The organism is Roseivirga sp. (assembly GCF_049099775.1).
GTDB lineage: Bacteria > Bacteroidota > Bacteroidia > Cytophagales > Cyclobacteriaceae > Roseivirga.
The window spans coordinates 373548-388858 of record NZ_JAGDZM010000004.1 but is presented as its reverse complement, the minus strand read 5'-3'; the positions used below and the strand labels follow the sequence as shown (position 1 = coordinate 388858).

18 protein-coding genes are annotated in these 15311 nt (G+C 38.4%); 5 read left to right on the top strand and 13 right to left on the bottom strand.

The genetic code is table 11. The features are described from left to right. The first annotated feature begins 1 nt into the window (after position 1). Positions 2-1114 carry a redoxin domain-containing protein gene (locus tag JXQ92_RS06155; RefSeq protein WP_421985719.1) on the top strand — a complete coding sequence of 371 codons (1113 nt, stop codon included), beginning with the start codon at positions 2-4 and terminating at the stop codon, positions 1112-1114. Between the two features lie 18 nt (positions 1115-1132). Here the strand turns inward: JXQ92_RS06155 and JXQ92_RS06150 are convergent, their stop codons facing one another. From JXQ92_RS06150 to JXQ92_RS06125, 6 genes are all read right to left on the bottom strand, one after another. Beyond that, positions 1133-1696, bottom strand: a complete 564-nt coding sequence (locus JXQ92_RS06150) for a hypothetical protein (protein WP_421985718.1) — start codon at positions 1694-1696, stop codon at positions 1133-1135. A gap of 45 nt (positions 1697-1741) precedes the next feature. Beyond that, positions 1742-2266 (bottom strand): acyl-CoA thioesterase, encoded by a 525-nt coding sequence (locus JXQ92_RS06145; RefSeq protein WP_421985717.1) that lies wholly within the window; start codon positions 2264-2266, stop codon positions 1742-1744. A gap of 129 nt (positions 2267-2395) precedes the next feature. Then, the gene (locus JXQ92_RS06140) at positions 2396-3043 is read right to left on the bottom strand and encodes a protein-L-isoaspartate(D-aspartate) O-methyltransferase (protein ID WP_421985716.1); all 648 of its coding nucleotides are present in this window, start codon (positions 3041-3043) and stop codon (positions 2396-2398) included. A 99-nt stretch (positions 3044-3142) separates the two neighbouring features. Continuing rightward, positions 3143-3562, bottom strand: coding sequence for a hypothetical protein (locus JXQ92_RS06135; RefSeq protein ID WP_421985715.1), 420 nt, complete (start codon positions 3560-3562; stop codon positions 3143-3145). Between the two features lie 81 nt (positions 3563-3643). Further along, on the bottom strand, positions 3644-4051 hold the full coding sequence (locus JXQ92_RS06130; protein WP_421985714.1) for a DUF4345 domain-containing protein: 408 nt from the start codon (positions 4049-4051) through the stop codon (positions 3644-3646). Positions 4052-4077: 26 nt separating this feature from the next. After that, complete coding sequence (locus tag JXQ92_RS06125) at positions 4078-4563, bottom strand: hypothetical protein (RefSeq protein WP_421985713.1); 486 nt, start codon at positions 4561-4563, stop codon at positions 4078-4080. A 148-nt stretch (positions 4564-4711) separates the two neighbouring features. Here JXQ92_RS06125 and JXQ92_RS06120 point away from each other — a divergent pair, with 148 nt between their 5' ends. Together JXQ92_RS06120 and JXQ92_RS06115 are read left to right on the top strand one after the other, a co-directional pair. Next, positions 4712-5299, top strand: coding sequence for a riboflavin synthase (locus JXQ92_RS06120; protein ID WP_421985712.1), 588 nt, complete (start codon positions 4712-4714; stop codon positions 5297-5299). Continuing rightward, on the top strand, positions 5296-6372 hold the full coding sequence (locus JXQ92_RS06115) for an o-succinylbenzoate synthase (protein WP_421985711.1): 1077 nt from the start codon (positions 5296-5298) through the stop codon (positions 6370-6372). Before JXQ92_RS06120 ends, JXQ92_RS06115 begins: the two co-directional genes overlap by 4 nt. A 38-nt stretch (positions 6373-6410) precedes the next feature. Here the strand turns inward: JXQ92_RS06115 and JXQ92_RS06110 are convergent, their stop codons facing one another. The 7 genes from JXQ92_RS06110 to JXQ92_RS06080 form a co-directional block, all read right to left on the bottom strand. Further along, complete coding sequence (locus JXQ92_RS06110) at positions 6411-7076, bottom strand: hypothetical protein (RefSeq protein ID WP_421985710.1); 666 nt, start codon at positions 7074-7076, stop codon at positions 6411-6413. 55 nt (positions 7077-7131) lie between these two features. Next, positions 7132-8076: a helix-turn-helix domain-containing protein gene (locus tag JXQ92_RS06105; protein ID WP_421985709.1), complete on the bottom strand. Its 945-nt coding sequence runs from the start codon at positions 8074-8076 to the stop codon at positions 7132-7134. Positions 8077-8131: 55 nt separating this feature from the next. Then, positions 8132-8542: a DUF1348 family protein gene (locus tag JXQ92_RS06100; protein WP_421985708.1), complete on the bottom strand. Its 411-nt coding sequence runs from the start codon at positions 8540-8542 to the stop codon at positions 8132-8134. A gap of 107 nt (positions 8543-8649) precedes the next feature. Then, positions 8650-9936 carry a citrate synthase gene (locus JXQ92_RS06095; protein WP_421985707.1) on the bottom strand — a complete coding sequence of 429 codons (1287 nt, stop codon included), beginning with the start codon at positions 9934-9936 and terminating at the stop codon, positions 8650-8652. 102 nt (positions 9937-10038) lie between these two features. Further along, positions 10039-10863 carry a prohibitin family protein gene (locus tag JXQ92_RS06090; protein ID WP_421985706.1) on the bottom strand — a complete coding sequence of 275 codons (825 nt, stop codon included), beginning with the start codon at positions 10861-10863 and terminating at the stop codon, positions 10039-10041. Between the two features lie 103 nt (positions 10864-10966). Then, on the bottom strand, positions 10967-11953 hold the full coding sequence (locus tag JXQ92_RS06085; protein WP_421985705.1) for a Gfo/Idh/MocA family protein: 987 nt from the start codon (positions 11951-11953) through the stop codon (positions 10967-10969). A gap of 94 nt (positions 11954-12047) precedes the next feature. After that, positions 12048-12593: a hypothetical protein gene (locus tag JXQ92_RS06080; RefSeq protein ID WP_421985704.1), complete on the bottom strand. Its 546-nt coding sequence runs from the start codon at positions 12591-12593 to the stop codon at positions 12048-12050. 92 nt (positions 12594-12685) lie between these two features. Here JXQ92_RS06080 and lpxB point away from each other — a divergent pair, with 92 nt between their 5' ends. Further along, positions 12686-13825 carry a lipid-A-disaccharide synthase gene (lpxB, locus tag JXQ92_RS06075; protein WP_421985703.1) on the top strand — a complete coding sequence of 380 codons (1140 nt, stop codon included), beginning with the start codon at positions 12686-12688 and terminating at the stop codon, positions 13823-13825. Between the two features lie 85 nt (positions 13826-13910). Then, the gene (locus JXQ92_RS06070; RefSeq protein ID WP_421985702.1) at positions 13911-15308 is read left to right on the top strand and encodes an ATP-binding protein; all 1398 of its coding nucleotides are present in this window, start codon (positions 13911-13913) and stop codon (positions 15306-15308) included. Positions 15309-15311: the final 3 nt, after the last annotated feature.

Below are 15311 nucleotides of genomic sequence, written 5' to 3'. Positions count from 1 at the left end.
AATGAGAAATATTATAGTTCTTTTAATCTTAGTCGGATTTATCACAGCTTGTGGTAGCACAAGTGATGGCTTAGTTAAAATTACCGGCAAAATTGAAAATGCCATTCCGCAAGGAGAAGTGATTTTAGAGAAATACGAACAGGGAAGAATTACTCCTATTACTACAGTCTATTCAGACCACAAAGGCAATTTCGAAATTGAGGTTCCTGTAGAATCACCAAGTTTCTATAGAATTAATGTTTACGGTCAACAATTCGAGACCATTGTCCTTAATAACGAAGATCTAAAAATAGAAGCAGAGGGCGACGGTGGCTCTTATATAACAGTGAGTGGTTCAAGAGATTCTGAAAATATTGAGAAGCTTTATGAGTTCCTTGGCGATTATCAAGACCTAGTTGTTGATTTCAATCAACGTTATATGAATGCCAAAAATACTGGCAATCTAGCCTCTATGGAGACTTTAACCGAAGAAGGAATGAACCTTGAGAAGGTTAAAATTGACAGGCTTAAAAATCTAGCTTGGGAATTCGACGGGTCGTTAGTTTCCCTGTTGATTGTGGATTATATCCCAAATAAGGCAGATGAATATAATTTCCTAGATTCCTTAGTAACGAAGCTTAAGAAAGAAGTGCCTACAGCCAAAGACGTTGATTATTTCGCAGAAAGTTTACCGTTTTTTAAGCCAGCGGTATCTATTGGTGAAATAGCTCCAGAGATAACACTCCCTAAACCAGATGGAGAAAACCTAAGTCTATCTGAATTGAAAGGCAAATATGTGCTTTTGGACTTTTGGGCAGGCTGGTGCAAGCCTTGTCGAGCAGAAAACCCTAATGTGGTGAATATGTATAACAAGTATCACGAAAAAGGTTTTGATGTATTTAGTGTAAGCTTGGATAGGGCTAGAGGTCAATGGTTAGATGCTATTGAAAAAGATGGCTTAATCTGGCCGAACCACGTGTCGGATGTAAAATATTTTCAATCGCAAGCAGCAATAGACTATAAGGTTAACGCTATACCATTTGCGCTTCTATTAGATCCTGAGGGTAGAGTTATTGGTAAGAACCTGAGAGGTAGAATGTTGCAAAAGAAGTTAGAAAGCATCTTTGGAGAGTAAACACTCCAACCATAATATTTAGAACATTTCTTGAAGCGCTTTCCAAAGCGCTTTTTTCTTGTCTACACTATTTTGAATTTCAGTGAGACTATCGCCTTTAAGAAATGACTTTGGTCCATCTGTATGAACCTCATAATGCCCTACATTAATTAACGGGGCGAAAACATTAGTTCCAAATGCTAAGACATGTCTATGGTTATTATTCGCCAATAATGCATCGATCTGATCGCCATCCGCATTGACGCAATTGGCAATGAGAATGTCTTCTCCTTTACGTTTAACAGAACCCATAATCTTATAAAGAAGTGCCATTAAAGCCTCTTCGAGGACTTCCTCGTTAGATTCGACTAGCACAATACAGTGTTTCAGATTATCACCTACCGTAGGCAACGGTTTTACATAAACTGGAGCAACCGGTTCCTCAACCTGATTAGATTCAGGCGCGGCAGCTTCTTTGGCCTCTTCAATTGTCTTTGTCTCTGGTTCGCTGATAGCGATATCTTTCGGTTGAGTACCTAAATCTTCTTTTAGAACATAAATAGGTTCTTCAATGAATAAGGAAAGAAATGCCGAATCGCTCATAGTTGAGAAAATGTATGCTTCAATTTAATGAACAAATAGAAAGTACTACGCCTGAACGTCGAAAATACTTTTCAACTCCGTAGCATCTTCAGGGTTCATCCTTTTAGCGAGTACCAATCTAAGTTGCCTTCTGCGCAATGCCCCAGCATACATTTCTTGTTCTTCCTCGGTTTCAGGAACTAGCTCAGGCACATCAATTGGACGTCCGCCTTGATCTACTGCCACGAAAGTAAAGAATGCACTATGGCTTTGAGATTTAGTGCCTGAAGGTATATTCTCAGCGAATACCTTTACAGAAACCTCCATTGAAGAGCTAAATGACCTCGTTACCTTGGCTTCTAACGTTACTACATCACCTAATTCAATAGGGTGCCTGAAAGAAATATTATCGGCCGAAGCTGTAACAACGATTCTGTTCGAATGCTTTTGTGCGGCAATGGCAGAAACAATATCCATCCAATGCATGAGTCGGCCACCCATTAGTTTATTTAATGTATTTGTATCGTTAGGAAGTACAAGTTCCGTCATGGTGACACAAGAAGCAGTAGGGGTCTTAGATTGCTTTGCCATAGTAAATTCTGTTGATTACAAAATTAAGGATTGAATCAGATAAATTGAGACTAACTAGTGAGTAAGAGTGAAATAATATTTTATATATGATAGAAACAATATATTAACATATATTGTTTTAATGATTTATTATTTCCAACCATCACTACCGAGTAGGGGTACAAATTTGAAGTCGTGGAATACCTCATTCCTGATTTTACCTTGGGCAGTTTTTGTGACACGAAGCATTTGCTGCGTTTTTTGATTTCCAACTGGAATAACTAAACATCCACCTATATTCAATTGGTCAATTAGTGCATCGGGTACGGTTGGAGCACCGGCAGTAACAATGATCTTGTCGTATGGTGCAAAACGACTTAGGCCTTTAGAACCATCGCCATAAAAGAAGTTTGGCTTATAGCCCATTTTTGGAAGAAATGCTTTTGTTCTTTCATAGAGAAGTTTCTGGTACTCTATAGTGTATAAATCAGCACCCATATCTACTAAAACCATGGCCTGATAGCCTGATCCTGTACCAATTTCCAAGATTTTATTTCCTGGTCTTATACCCAACAATTCTGTTTGAAAAGCTACAGTATAGGGTTGTGAGATTGTTTGACCAGCACCAATAGGGAAGGCCTTATCCTCATAAGCATGCTCTACAAGTGCGTTTTCGAAAAAGAAGTGCCGAGGAATTTTTCCGATTACTTCAAGTATTTTCCGATCCGTAATGCCCTTTTCTTGCAGTACTTTCACCAACTGGCGGCGCATGCCTTTATGTCTATAACTATCTTCCATTTTCCGGAAACGAAGATAGTCTAAGCCTAGAGAAATGCTTAGTTTTTTGTTCGAAAAGAGAGAAGTCTAATTAAACGGAAAATTGCTTAAAGACTCTACTTAATTTAAAGTCACTTCATTCTCTAGATTGTAGGTATACGTTCCCACATTATGCTTTTCTGCACTGAATCGAATTTGCGCATCAGTGACGAGCAGTGAGTATTTACCGCTTAAGATTAAATTCCAGTCGAATTCTGCGGTCCAAAAGTTTTCATCAATAAATTCTATAAGGCCATTTGAAATTGTGAATTTGCCACTACCGCCGGCTGGAACCTTATCGACATTTCCCGCATTATAGTATTCTCCCGATTTGAAAGTTACAGAAACAGGGTTTGAATAAGTTCGTCCATCCATGTATTCTACCGTAAAGGTTCCGATAAATGTGCCATCAGGGATTGTATCAGGTTCACTGTCGCTGTTATTACAACTGAGGCAAGATAGAATTAGTAGGATAGAGAATAATTGAATGCTTTTCCTCATTTTGTTTGTGTTTGCCTTTATAGACACAGCTAATTACCCATTGGTTGGATACGCTTTTAAATAGAAGAAGCTTATCAAAATCTATTCTTGCTTTGTGTATTTTTTCATTTGATACCAACCGAACATTCCTAAAATCAATTCTAAAAAAAGTGCCGTGATCAATGGTTGAGAAGGAGTACCATCTGAAAAGAAGCTTATGGTTCTCCCTAAAGCGAGGCCTAACATGAAAACCACATTTAAAAGTGTTGCAGTCTTCCAAAATCTAGGATTGGCAATGCCGATTATCCAAATAGCAGAAATGCCCAAATACAAGCCCATAATAGCTCTGAAAAAATGATTGAGGTCAATGCTGTTTACCTCAAAATCAAAGTAAATGGGGAGAATCGATTCTGGATTAAGGCCATAGACAAAGGCAAAAGGTGTAACAATGGCCAAGGAGATGAATAAATGAAGGTTTTTAATTAGGAAGGTCTTTCTACTCTTTTTCATGTTACTCGAACAGCTTTAATTCTATATCAATTTATGAGTTTAAAGCTTTCGGCAATCTTCCTTCCTTCTTTTAAATCGTTATCATAACAGTAGACGGTGGCCTCAAAGACTAAGGCATTCTTTTCATCAATGATATAGGCTACAAAAACCGGAACTTCTTCTGAATCATCTTCAGAATAGGCTAAAACATAAACGGCACTATCAATATTTGGAATTTCAGTGCCACCAGAAACTTTAATAAAACCAAGCATTTTGGCCGTGCTTTGCGCTAATGGCAGAATTCCACCAGCATATAATTTTTTCTTTCGATTTCGATCGTACCTGAAAACCTCAATGTCAACGGCAAGGTCATCATTTTCAAAGCCTATAACAGTTTCTGCCTCTGTTTCATATTCATCAAGAATTTGCGAAGATTCAAAAGAGATTCCGTATTTCTCAGATTTGTAAACGTTCTGTGCAGAAACTATATGAATAGCGCACAATAATAACAGAGAAGACAGGGTCAGTTTCATAGGTAGTTATTAGGTCCAGAATATTTTAGAGTGTCATACACTTAAACAAATGAACTATGACTTAACTGCGATGAATTTAACGAAACTTAGTTCGAACTTCCCACTGAATATCCTGTTATCTTTCTTACACTATCATTAACATTGCGATATGTTCACAGGCATAATTGAAACAACTGGAAAGGTGGTCTCTATTGAAAAAGAAGGCACCAATATTCACTTTGATATAAAGAGTTCGGTGAGTACCGAATTAAAGATTGATCAAAGTATAGCCCATAATGGTACTTGCCTTACCGTGGTTAAGGTAACTGATGATGTACATCGGGTGACGGCAATTGACGAAACCATGAAAAAGACTAATCTCGGTGACTGGAATGTTGGCGCAATTGTGAATTTAGAGCGCTGCATGATCGCCAATGGTCGTTTTGATGGGCATGTCGTTCAAGGTCATGTGGATCAGATTGGTACAGTTACAAATGTGCAAGAACAAGACGGTAGTTGGTTATTCGACTTTTCTTATGATCCATCCTTAGGTAATGTAACGGTTGAAAAAGGGTCAGTATGTGTAAATGGCACCAGCCTAACTTGCTTTAATTCGGAAGAAGGCAAGTTCCGAATCGCAATTATTCCTTATACCTACGAATTCACAAACTTCCATCGACTTAAACCAGGAGATAAAGTCAACCTTGAGTTTGATATCATTGGTAAGTACGTGAAAAGACTGTTAGGGAAGTCATGAAAGTTCAATTCGAGGTAATCCCGCATGTTTTAAAATTTAGGTTCGAAGCGGGAACTTCAAGAGGAGCATTTACCGAAAAAGAAACTTGGTATATAAAAGCCACAGAAGTAGGCAAGAATGGTATTGTAGGTATTGGTGAAGCGAGTCCTTTGAAAGGGCTCAGTGAAGACTATAGACCTGATTACGAGAGTATGCTTACGGATATCCTAAATAAGCTTTCTGCTTTAAATATACCTCAAAACAAGCCCGAAATATTGAGTTTTATTGCTCAAAATATACCTACCAATTTGCCATCCATAAAGTTTGGTTTAGAAACGGCTTTGTTTGACTTAATAAATGGAGGAACTCGTGTGATTTTCGATACTCCGTTTTTTCAAGGCAAATATCGCATGCCGATCAACGGACTTATTTGGATGGGAGACGAGGCTTTTATGCGTCAGCAAGTGGAAGACAAGCTGAAATCAGGCTTTAGCACGATCAAAATGAAGGTAGGTGCTATAAACTTCGGTCGTGAGCTTGGAATTCTTGAGGCCATACGAAATGAATATGCTGCGAATGATATAACACTTCGAGTCGATGCAAACGGAGCATTTACGGCTGAAGATGCCGAAGACAAATTAACTCAACTGGCTGCCTTAGATATTCATTCTATAGAACAACCTGTAGCAGCAGGTCAACCTGATTTGATGGCCGGACTCTGTTCATCTGGTATTTTACCGATTGCCTTGGACGAGGAGCTTATTGGTGTACATGATCTAGCTGAGAAGAAAAGTCTTTTGAATAAAATAAAACCACAATATATCATTCTAAAGCCTTCATTGGTGGGGGGCCTTCAGTCCTGTCAAGAGTGGATAGATTTAGCGGAGGGCATGAATATCGGTTGGTGGATGACTTCAATGCTTGAGTCAAATATAGGGTTGAATGCCATTGCCCAATTCACTGCCCAATTCAAACCGACACTGCCGCAAGGCTTAGGTACGGGGCAGCTTTATTATAATAACATTAGTTCTCCACTAGAAATTAGAAAAGGGGAGTTGATTTATAATGCCCCTTTAGGTTGGCAGATCCTCTGATTCGCCTTGTTCCATTTGGTTTTAAGCTAAGCCTAAGCCTATTCTTTCAGGTTTTGCTTTATGGAAACTACATGATAGAATATGGCAAATGGTAAAAGCACTCCTGGCAATAGAATAAATGGAACTTGCACCAAGGCGATTTCACCAGTCTTACTTACGAAATCTGAAAAGTAAAAAGAGGAGATAAAGGCATAGCCAGTAAGGCTGAGCACGGCAAGTCCTAGAATGTTGTAGGCCAAAATCGCTTTTCGTTTTAAAATGCCCTTGCTAATCAAGTAGGCCGTAGGAAGGGCTAAAATACCCATTAAAATGTCATAATTAAGCCCTTCAAAAGTGACGCGTTCAGGAAACAACCCTTCTAAGAAAGCGCCATAAATTAAGAGCTCAACGGCAATTCGAAACGACTGTATCAGCACGGGTATGTGTTTGGGCATGTGCTGTATTACGGTTTGGAAACCATTTCTGGAAGTACTGATAAACACTAATATAAAAGCAGGGATAATAATAAATATTGGTGCCTTGGGTGGCATAGACAGGCTATCAAGAATTCCTGTAAACGACATGGCTACAACATAGGCAATCCAACTGAAAGCAATGATAGAAGCCTTTTTTCTAATGATTTGCGTAGATTCAGAGAATTTGAGCAAGTACAGTAATGCTAAAACCATTACTAAGGTGAGAGAATAGAAACCGATTTGTACCATTGTTCTTTTTCTTCAAAAGTAGGGTGAAAGGTCACTATAAATTTAACCCAAATTGCTAATTATTCTGACGATATGTTTTGGGAGACATACCAGCATGTTTGCTAAAGAATCGGGTAAAGGATGCGATCTCGCTAAAGCCCAAGCTTGGCGCAATTTCTATGATAGACTTGGTAGAGTTCAAAAGCTCTGATTTGGCTTTTTTAAATCTTAAGTTAGCCACCATTTGCTGCGGCGTGCATCTGTAAACGCTTTTGAATGTTCTTAAATAATGAAACTTAGATAGGCAGGCTATGGCAGCTAAAGTATCTAAGTTTATCGTTTCTCTATAAAAAGCATGAATATAATCTACTGATAAGCCGACTCTATCGATAAGTTCTGATTGGGTTGATTTCTTAATAGCAGATAGAGACTTAGGAGCTTTCAGGACCATACTTTGCTGTTCTAGCATAGTAGCAAGTAGATTTGATAAAAGGTCATACTCTGCATCAACGCTCGGAGTATTCTGCTGGTAAAAAAAACGTAATTGATTGATTTTATGGTTTATGAGCTCATCTCTCCAAATGGAATGTAAGCCCAATTCAAAATTAGCTTTTTGCGTGCTTAACGGTCTGTCTAAAAGTGATTTTGATGAACTCTGGTTGGTATTTACCACGTCATTAAAGAGCTGCTCACCAAAGTGAATATTAAAAGTTTCGGTTGATTCGCCTTCAGGAATAGTCAAGTCATAGAAATCGCCTTGATTAGTCATGCATAAATTGTCATCCGTGATTTTAACTGACTTGCCGTTAACTTTTACATGGCTACTACCTGATACGTTCAAGAAAAGACTAAAAGGCCCTTTAATATCATTCCTTTCGGCACCAAAAGAGTGTGTATTTAAAACTACGCTGGGCCAACCACTAGCTTGCAGCGGTTTGCTATTCACATCTTTACCGTTCTGGAAATTTGTTTTGGATTGATTTTGAATCCATTTGATATCTGGGAATCTATCTAAGCGCATACAGTTTACTTAGATTAAAATACGGAATCTATTAGATTAAGTCTGAAATCAACACCTATAATCTTCTTTCAGATTCTGCTATGGCCAAGTCATTAATACTCGCATAACGTTTCATCATTAAACCATTTTCATCGAACTCCCAATTCTCGTTTCCATAAGCACGAAACCATTCACCATTTTCAGTCTGGTATTCATACTCAAAACGTACGGCTATTCGATTTTCAGTATGTGCCCAATATGATTTCTTGAGCTTGTAATTTTTCTCTTTTTTCCATTTATCTGTTAGAAAGGCCTGTACTTCTGATCGACCATTAATAAATTGATCGCGATTCCTCCATTTTGTATCAACTGTGTAAGCCATAGATACTTTGATAGGGTCTTGTGAATTCCATCCATTTTCAGCTGCTTGAATCTTTTCTTTGGCAGTTTCTAAAGTAAATGGGGGCAAGGGGAGTTTCTTTTCCATAAGTTCTTCAGTTTCCCTTTAAACATGGTTTGAGGGATAATAATTCTGGGAAGGGCATAAAAAAAGGGATACTTTAAGCATCCCTTTTGATAGTCTTTCGACTTATGTTATCTGTCGGACATTCCAACATAAGGCCTTTCGTTCGCACCAGTATAAACTTGTCTTGGACGACCAATTGGCTCTTTATTCTCTCTCATTTCTTTCCACTGAGCAATCCATCCTGGTAATCTACCCATGGCAAACATTACGGTGAACATATCAGTAGGAATGCCTAGTGCTCTGTAGATAATACCAGAGTAAAAATCTACATTCGGATAAAGCTTTCTTTCCACAAAATATGGGTCTCTCAATGCTTCTTCCTCTAGACCTTTGGCGATATCCAATACAGGATCTTTCACACCCAGTTTTTCTAGTACGTCATCAGCAGCTTTTTTGATGATTTTAGCTCTCGGGTCAAAGTTCTTATAAACTCTGTGTCCGAAGCCCATCAAACGGAAAGGATCATTTTTGTCTTTCGCTTTGGCCATCCACTTCTTAGTGTCTCCACCATCTTGTTTAATGTTCTCTAGCATTTCAATTACAGCTTGGTTAGCACCACCGTGAAGTGGTCCCCAAAGTGCATTGATTCCTGCAGAAATAGAAGCGTACATACTTGCATGAGATGAACCTACAACTCTTACCGTTGCTGTTGAACAGTTTTGCTCATGATCAGCATGTAAGATTAGAAGTTTGTCTAAAGCATTGGCTACAACTGGATCAACTTCGTACTGCTCGGCAGGGTTAGCAAACATCATCTTCAAGAAGTTTGAAGCATAATTTTCCTTATTATCAGGGTAGTTTACTGGTTGCCCAATTTGATTTTTATAAGACCATGCAGCGAAAGTTGGCATTTTAGCGATTAAACGGATAATGCTCATGTCTACTTCGTCAGATGATCTGTTAGGATCAAGAGATTCTGGGTAGAAGGCTGTTTGCGCACAAACTAAAGAAGAAAGAACGCCCATTGGGTGTGCTGTAGAAGGAAAACCCTCTAAAATCTTCTTCACGTCTTCATGAACAAGCGTATGTTTGGTGATGCTTTCTACAAACCTAGTATACTCTTCGTTAGACGGAAGATGACCATAGATCAATAAGAATGATACTTCAAGGAAGTTAGATTTTTCAGCTAAGTCTTCGATAGAATATCCTCTGTATCTTAAAATTCCTTTCTCACCATCCAAAAAAGTGATAGCACTTGTAGTAGAACCCGTATTTTTAAAACCTGGGTCTATGGTAATAACACCACTTTGGCCTCTTAGCTTCGAAATATCGATTGCTTGCTCTTGTTCAGAACCTTCAATAACCGGCAATTCGTAAGCCTGTCCTCCAACTTTGATCTCTGCAGTATTTGACATTATCTAAATTTGTGTTTTCTGTATTTCCACTCGTTTCCGCGAGCGAATTTAATCTAATAAACACTTAAATGAAACAGTTGTTCCCAAGTGAGCCAATTGTTTTTAATTATTACCTAAAATAAGTGGTAAGCCGTCTTTGCCCTGACCGATGACAACAACTTTAGAATTCGTTGATTCAGCAAGTTTTAACGTCGCTTCAATTCCTCTCATTTTAAGAAGAGCCGGAGTTAAACTGTTGTTAATGATCTTGTTAGCACTAGATTCACCTTCAGCAGCAATACGCTTTCTTTCAGCCTCACTCTTTTCTCTATCCAAACGGAATCGGTAGGCAAGTGCTTCTTGCTCTTGCTGTAGTTTACTTTCGATAGCTGTCTTAATTTTTTCTGGAAGGTTAATAGAACGGATCAATAGCGCTTTCATTTGAATGTTATTATTCTCATTACCTAAAACTTCTCCAGTTTCTGAAATGATGGCTTGTTCAACCTCAGAACGTTTTGTAGAGTAAATTTCTTCGGCCGTAAAACGTCCCATAACCTGTCTTACCGTTGATCTTACTTCGGGAACAACAAGTCTGTTTACATAATCTCTGGTAAATGTTTCGTGTATCTCACCAATTTTGTCATACATCGGGTGGAAACGAACCGAAATATCTACTTGAATAGACAAACCGTTTTTCTCTAATACGTCCATTGTTTCTTCTGCCTGGTTTTCCGACACGTCATAAACGTATAGGTCATTCCAAGGTGATTTAAAATGAAAGCCTGGTTGCTTAATGTCTTCTTTGTCAAGTCCACCTGAGAACTTCTTAAATATAACTGCACGTTCATTTGATTGAATCGTATAGAAAATGCTTGATGAAAGTCCGACGACAACTATCAATGCGATAATTGTAATCACGACGATGGGTAATAATTTTCTGTTATCCATGTTTTTACGTTTTAATTTATGCTTTGTGCCAAGATGACATTTAGCCTTGGCTTTGATTTTTCATTATATACTTCGAACAAGAACCCTTAATTAAAGGCTATTGTTATCCTATTTTTTGCAAGTTTGTTTTAATCTGATCAAGAATTCCATAAGCCACTTTTAAGGCTTTATAACCATCTTTTATGGTTACTATTGGTTCAGTGTCGTTGACAATGGCTTCATGAAAAGTAAAAAGCTCTTCTCTAATGGCATTAGTTTCTAAGACTTTTGGGTTTTCAAAAATGATCTCCTTTTTGCCTTTGTCCTCGCCTAAATCTAAAACCATAGAAAAAGCACCTTCATCGCCGGTCGCTTCCTGCATTCTCACGATTTCCGACTTTTTCTCAAGGAAATCTACAGCCACATAAGCATCTTTTTGGAAGAAACGTGATTTGCGCATGTTTTTTACGGCTATACGGCTAGTGGTAAGGTTGGCAACGCAGCCGTTGGCAAACTCTAATCTTGCGTTTGCGATATCAGGTGTATCCGCAACAACATTTACGCCGCTAGCAGAAATCTTTTCTACTTCAGAACCAACCGCTTTAAGTATTACGTCGATGTCATGAATCATTAAATCTAATACCACAGGAACATCTAGGCCACGCGGATTGAATTGTGCCAACCTATGAGTTTCGATAAACATAGGCTGTTTTAAATACGGTTGCGCTGCTACAAAAGCAGGGTTGAAACGCTCTACATGGCCTACTTGCATTTTAAGCCCTTTCTCTTCTGATAATTCTATTAGTCTTTCAGCTTCTTCAACTGTATTGGTTACTGGTTTTTCTACAAAAACGTGTTTACCAGCCTGAAGGGCTTTTTCTGCACATTCAAAATGTGAAAGGGTAGGTGTAACGATATCCACCAAATCAACAACTTCTAACAATCCCTCTATGGTGTCGAAACTAGGAATACCGAAAGTCTCAGCAACACTAGCTGCATTTTCAGCAACAGGATCGTAAAACCCAACCAGTTCATATTCAGGAATATCTTTGATGCATTTGATATGGATTTTGCCGAGATGACCGGCTCCGAGTACGCCTATTTTGAGCATTGAAATGTCGTTTCTTATTAGGAAGTAAATGTAGTGTCTAAACAATCAATGGACAAGGTAATCTATTGTAATGAAGACGCTTTGCGAAAGAAATCTAGTCTTTCCTAAAAACATCTAATTGGCTGTCCTTTATAATCAATGCATAATTCGAAAAAAACAAATAATGGTGCATAGGGAGGTTTTGACGCCAAAGTGCCTCATAAAACTGACTCTCGTAATTGGGAATAGGTTTTTCGAAGTCCAACCGCCTGAAAGAAGTTTTTTCAAGAATTTCACCTTTTAAATAATCTACTTTAAAAAGGACTTTGCCACGGCTTTTCTTAATATAGACTATGTTAGCCTCTTTAGGTGAGAAAAATGACTCAGGTTCATTAGAATGGCCTTTTGTTTGAAAAAAAGACAACCTCTTCCAAGTTTTAGTTTCGTAGACTTCAAACTTAGAGGGTTTAAATCCAAACCCAATTATTAATATATCTTGCTTCTCATTCCACAGGTAATAAAATGGAAGATTTCCTTGATTTCTAGTATCTCTTTTAATGACGTTAATCTTTTTATATTCTTCATTTAAAATTTGCGCTTTAAGATCAATGCTGAGAAACAGACAAATGATAAGGATGAAAATAGATTTTGTGCTGGGCATATTGCTAATATAGAGAATGCAATATGACAGAGTCTTTAATTTTGGTTTGATTATTACTCAGGAACATAGAACTTCGGGCGAGAATCTAGAAAATGAAATACTACATCATAGCAGGAGAGGCTTCAGGCGATATGCACGCGGCTAATATGATGAAGCAATTAAAGCTTCGCGATTCAGATGCGTATTTCCGTGTATGGGGAGGCGATCGGATGGCAGAGGAAGCTCAGGAACTTGCTAAACACATCCGTGAGACTTCTTTCATGGGCGTATTTGCCGTAGTAAGACATTTGAAAACCATTAAAGCAAACTTCAAATTTTGCGAAAATGATATCATGGCATTCAAGCCTGATGTCTTGATTCTAATCGATAATTCTGGATTCAATTTGCGCATAGCCAAATTCGTTAAGAACTCGGGCTTATCCACGCGAATCTTCTATTACATTCTACCGCAAGCATGGGCTTGGAAAAGAAAACGCGTTCATACAATTCAAGGCTGGACAGATAGAAGGTTTTCAATTCTTCCTTTCGAATCTGATTTTTATGAGTCTTACGGCTATAAAGTTGACTATGTAGGGCACCCAATCTTGGATTCAATTGAGCAGCGCAAGCCTGAATTAGTGAGTAAAGATGAGTTCTTAAAAACTCATGGTTTGTCTGCCAAGCCAATCATTGCACTATTGCCCGGAAGTAGAAAACGGGAGATTAATACCAAGCTTCCTAAAATGCTTAATGTCGTAAAGCATTTTCCAGATCATCAGTTTGTAATAGCTGGTTCTGAAACTATTGAGCTATCCCTTTATGATCAATACACCGATCAGCAGGTTAAAGTGATATTCGGAAAGACTTATGATATTCTAAATAACACTCAAGCAGCTTTAGTCACATCCGGAACGGCTACTTTAGAAACTGCCTTGTTCAATGTGCCTCAGGTGGTTTGCTACAAACCTGGCTTGGTGACCTTTTACTTATTAAAAGGCATAATTAGCATCAACCACATCTGTATGGTTAATCTAATTCTAGATAGAAGGGCCGTGGCAGAATTAATAGAATCGGATCTGAATGAGAAAAAGATGACTCATGAATTGAAAGCGATTCTAGCACCAGAAACTAGGGAAAGAATCCTGTCAGACTATGCAGAACTTAAAACTAAACTTGGTGGGCTTGGTGCCTCCGAAAGGGTTGCGCAACTTATGGTTGAAGATTTAAAGTTGCTCCCTAGTTCCGATAATTAATCTACCAAACCATCCACACTTTTTTAAGGAAATAAATCATACTATTTGCAGGAAACTAATCTAAAGAATTGATAGTTTCATAGTCATGGACAAGCAAACCATAGTCGAAAAAATTTCTAAGTTCCCTGCTCTTATAGGCGTACCTCGTGAACAGATAGAATGGGTAGTAGAAAGAGGTGAACTGTATAACATCAAATCGGGTGAAGACTTCTTTAAAAAGGGAGATACGATAGATACGCTATTCATCATGTTTGAAGGAAGTATCAGCTTTATGATGGAAAGGAATGGTCAATATATGGAGATGGGAAGGATAAATGCTGGTGACATCTCTGGAGCACTTCCTTACAGCCGTGCACAATCTTCTTCAGCAAACGGACGTGTTATGACGGATTCTATGCTGTTTACGCTCAATAAATCCTTTTTTCATGCCATGATTTGCGAGTGTCAAGACTTTACCGAAGTGCTAGTGCACATGATGACAGATCGTGTAAGAAGCAGTATGAAATCCCAGCAACAGAATGAAAAATTGATGGCCCTTGGTAAGCTTTCTGCCGGTTTGGCCCATGAACTAAATAATCCTGCAGCGGCTATTGTTAGAAGTTCCGAATCCTTGCAAAGTCATTTGGGTACAGTGCCAGATAAATTCAAGCGCGTTATATCCATGAAAGTGACCAACGAACAGGTCGATCTTGTGAACGATATTCTTTTCTCTAAGATTGCTAATGGCGTTAATAAGTCAGAGTCACTGATGGATAGAACGAATCGTGAGGATGATTTGACTGACTGGTTGGAGGATAATGGCTATGGCGATTGCTTTGCACTGAGTGAAACGTTAGCAGAATTTGGCTTTTGTGTTGATGATCTTGAAGATTTACAGAATGGTCTGACAGCGGAAACATTTCCATCAGTTATTGAATGGGTTGACAATGTGTTAACGACTGAGAAAATGGTGGGAGAAATAAAAGAAGCTTCCAACCGAATTTCGAAATTGGTAAATTCTGTAAAGAGTTACTCTCATATGGATCGCTCTACCGATTTTGAGCCAACAAATGTGCATGAAGGGTTGCATAGTACGATTACTATTTTGAATCACAAGTTCAAGAAGAATAAAGTGAGTTTGGTGGAGAATCTAGACACTGCTTTACCAAACATTAATGCCGTGTCAGGTGAGTTAAACCAAGTTTGGACAAATGTGATTGATAATGCACTTGATGCCATGGAAGAGGGAGGCACTTTGGAATTAACCACTACCAAAAACGCTGAAAACTTAATGGTCTTTATTAAAGATTCAGGCCCGGGTATTCCAGAGGATATTCAAAGCCGAATATTTGAGCCATTCTTTACAACTAAGGATGTTGGTAAAGGAACCGGTTTAGGGCTAGAAGTAGTCAAAAATATTGTCGACAGGCACAAAGGTCATATCAGGTTAAATTCTAAGCCCGGTCATACTGAATTCGAATTTTGTTTCCCAATTAACGCGTAACCA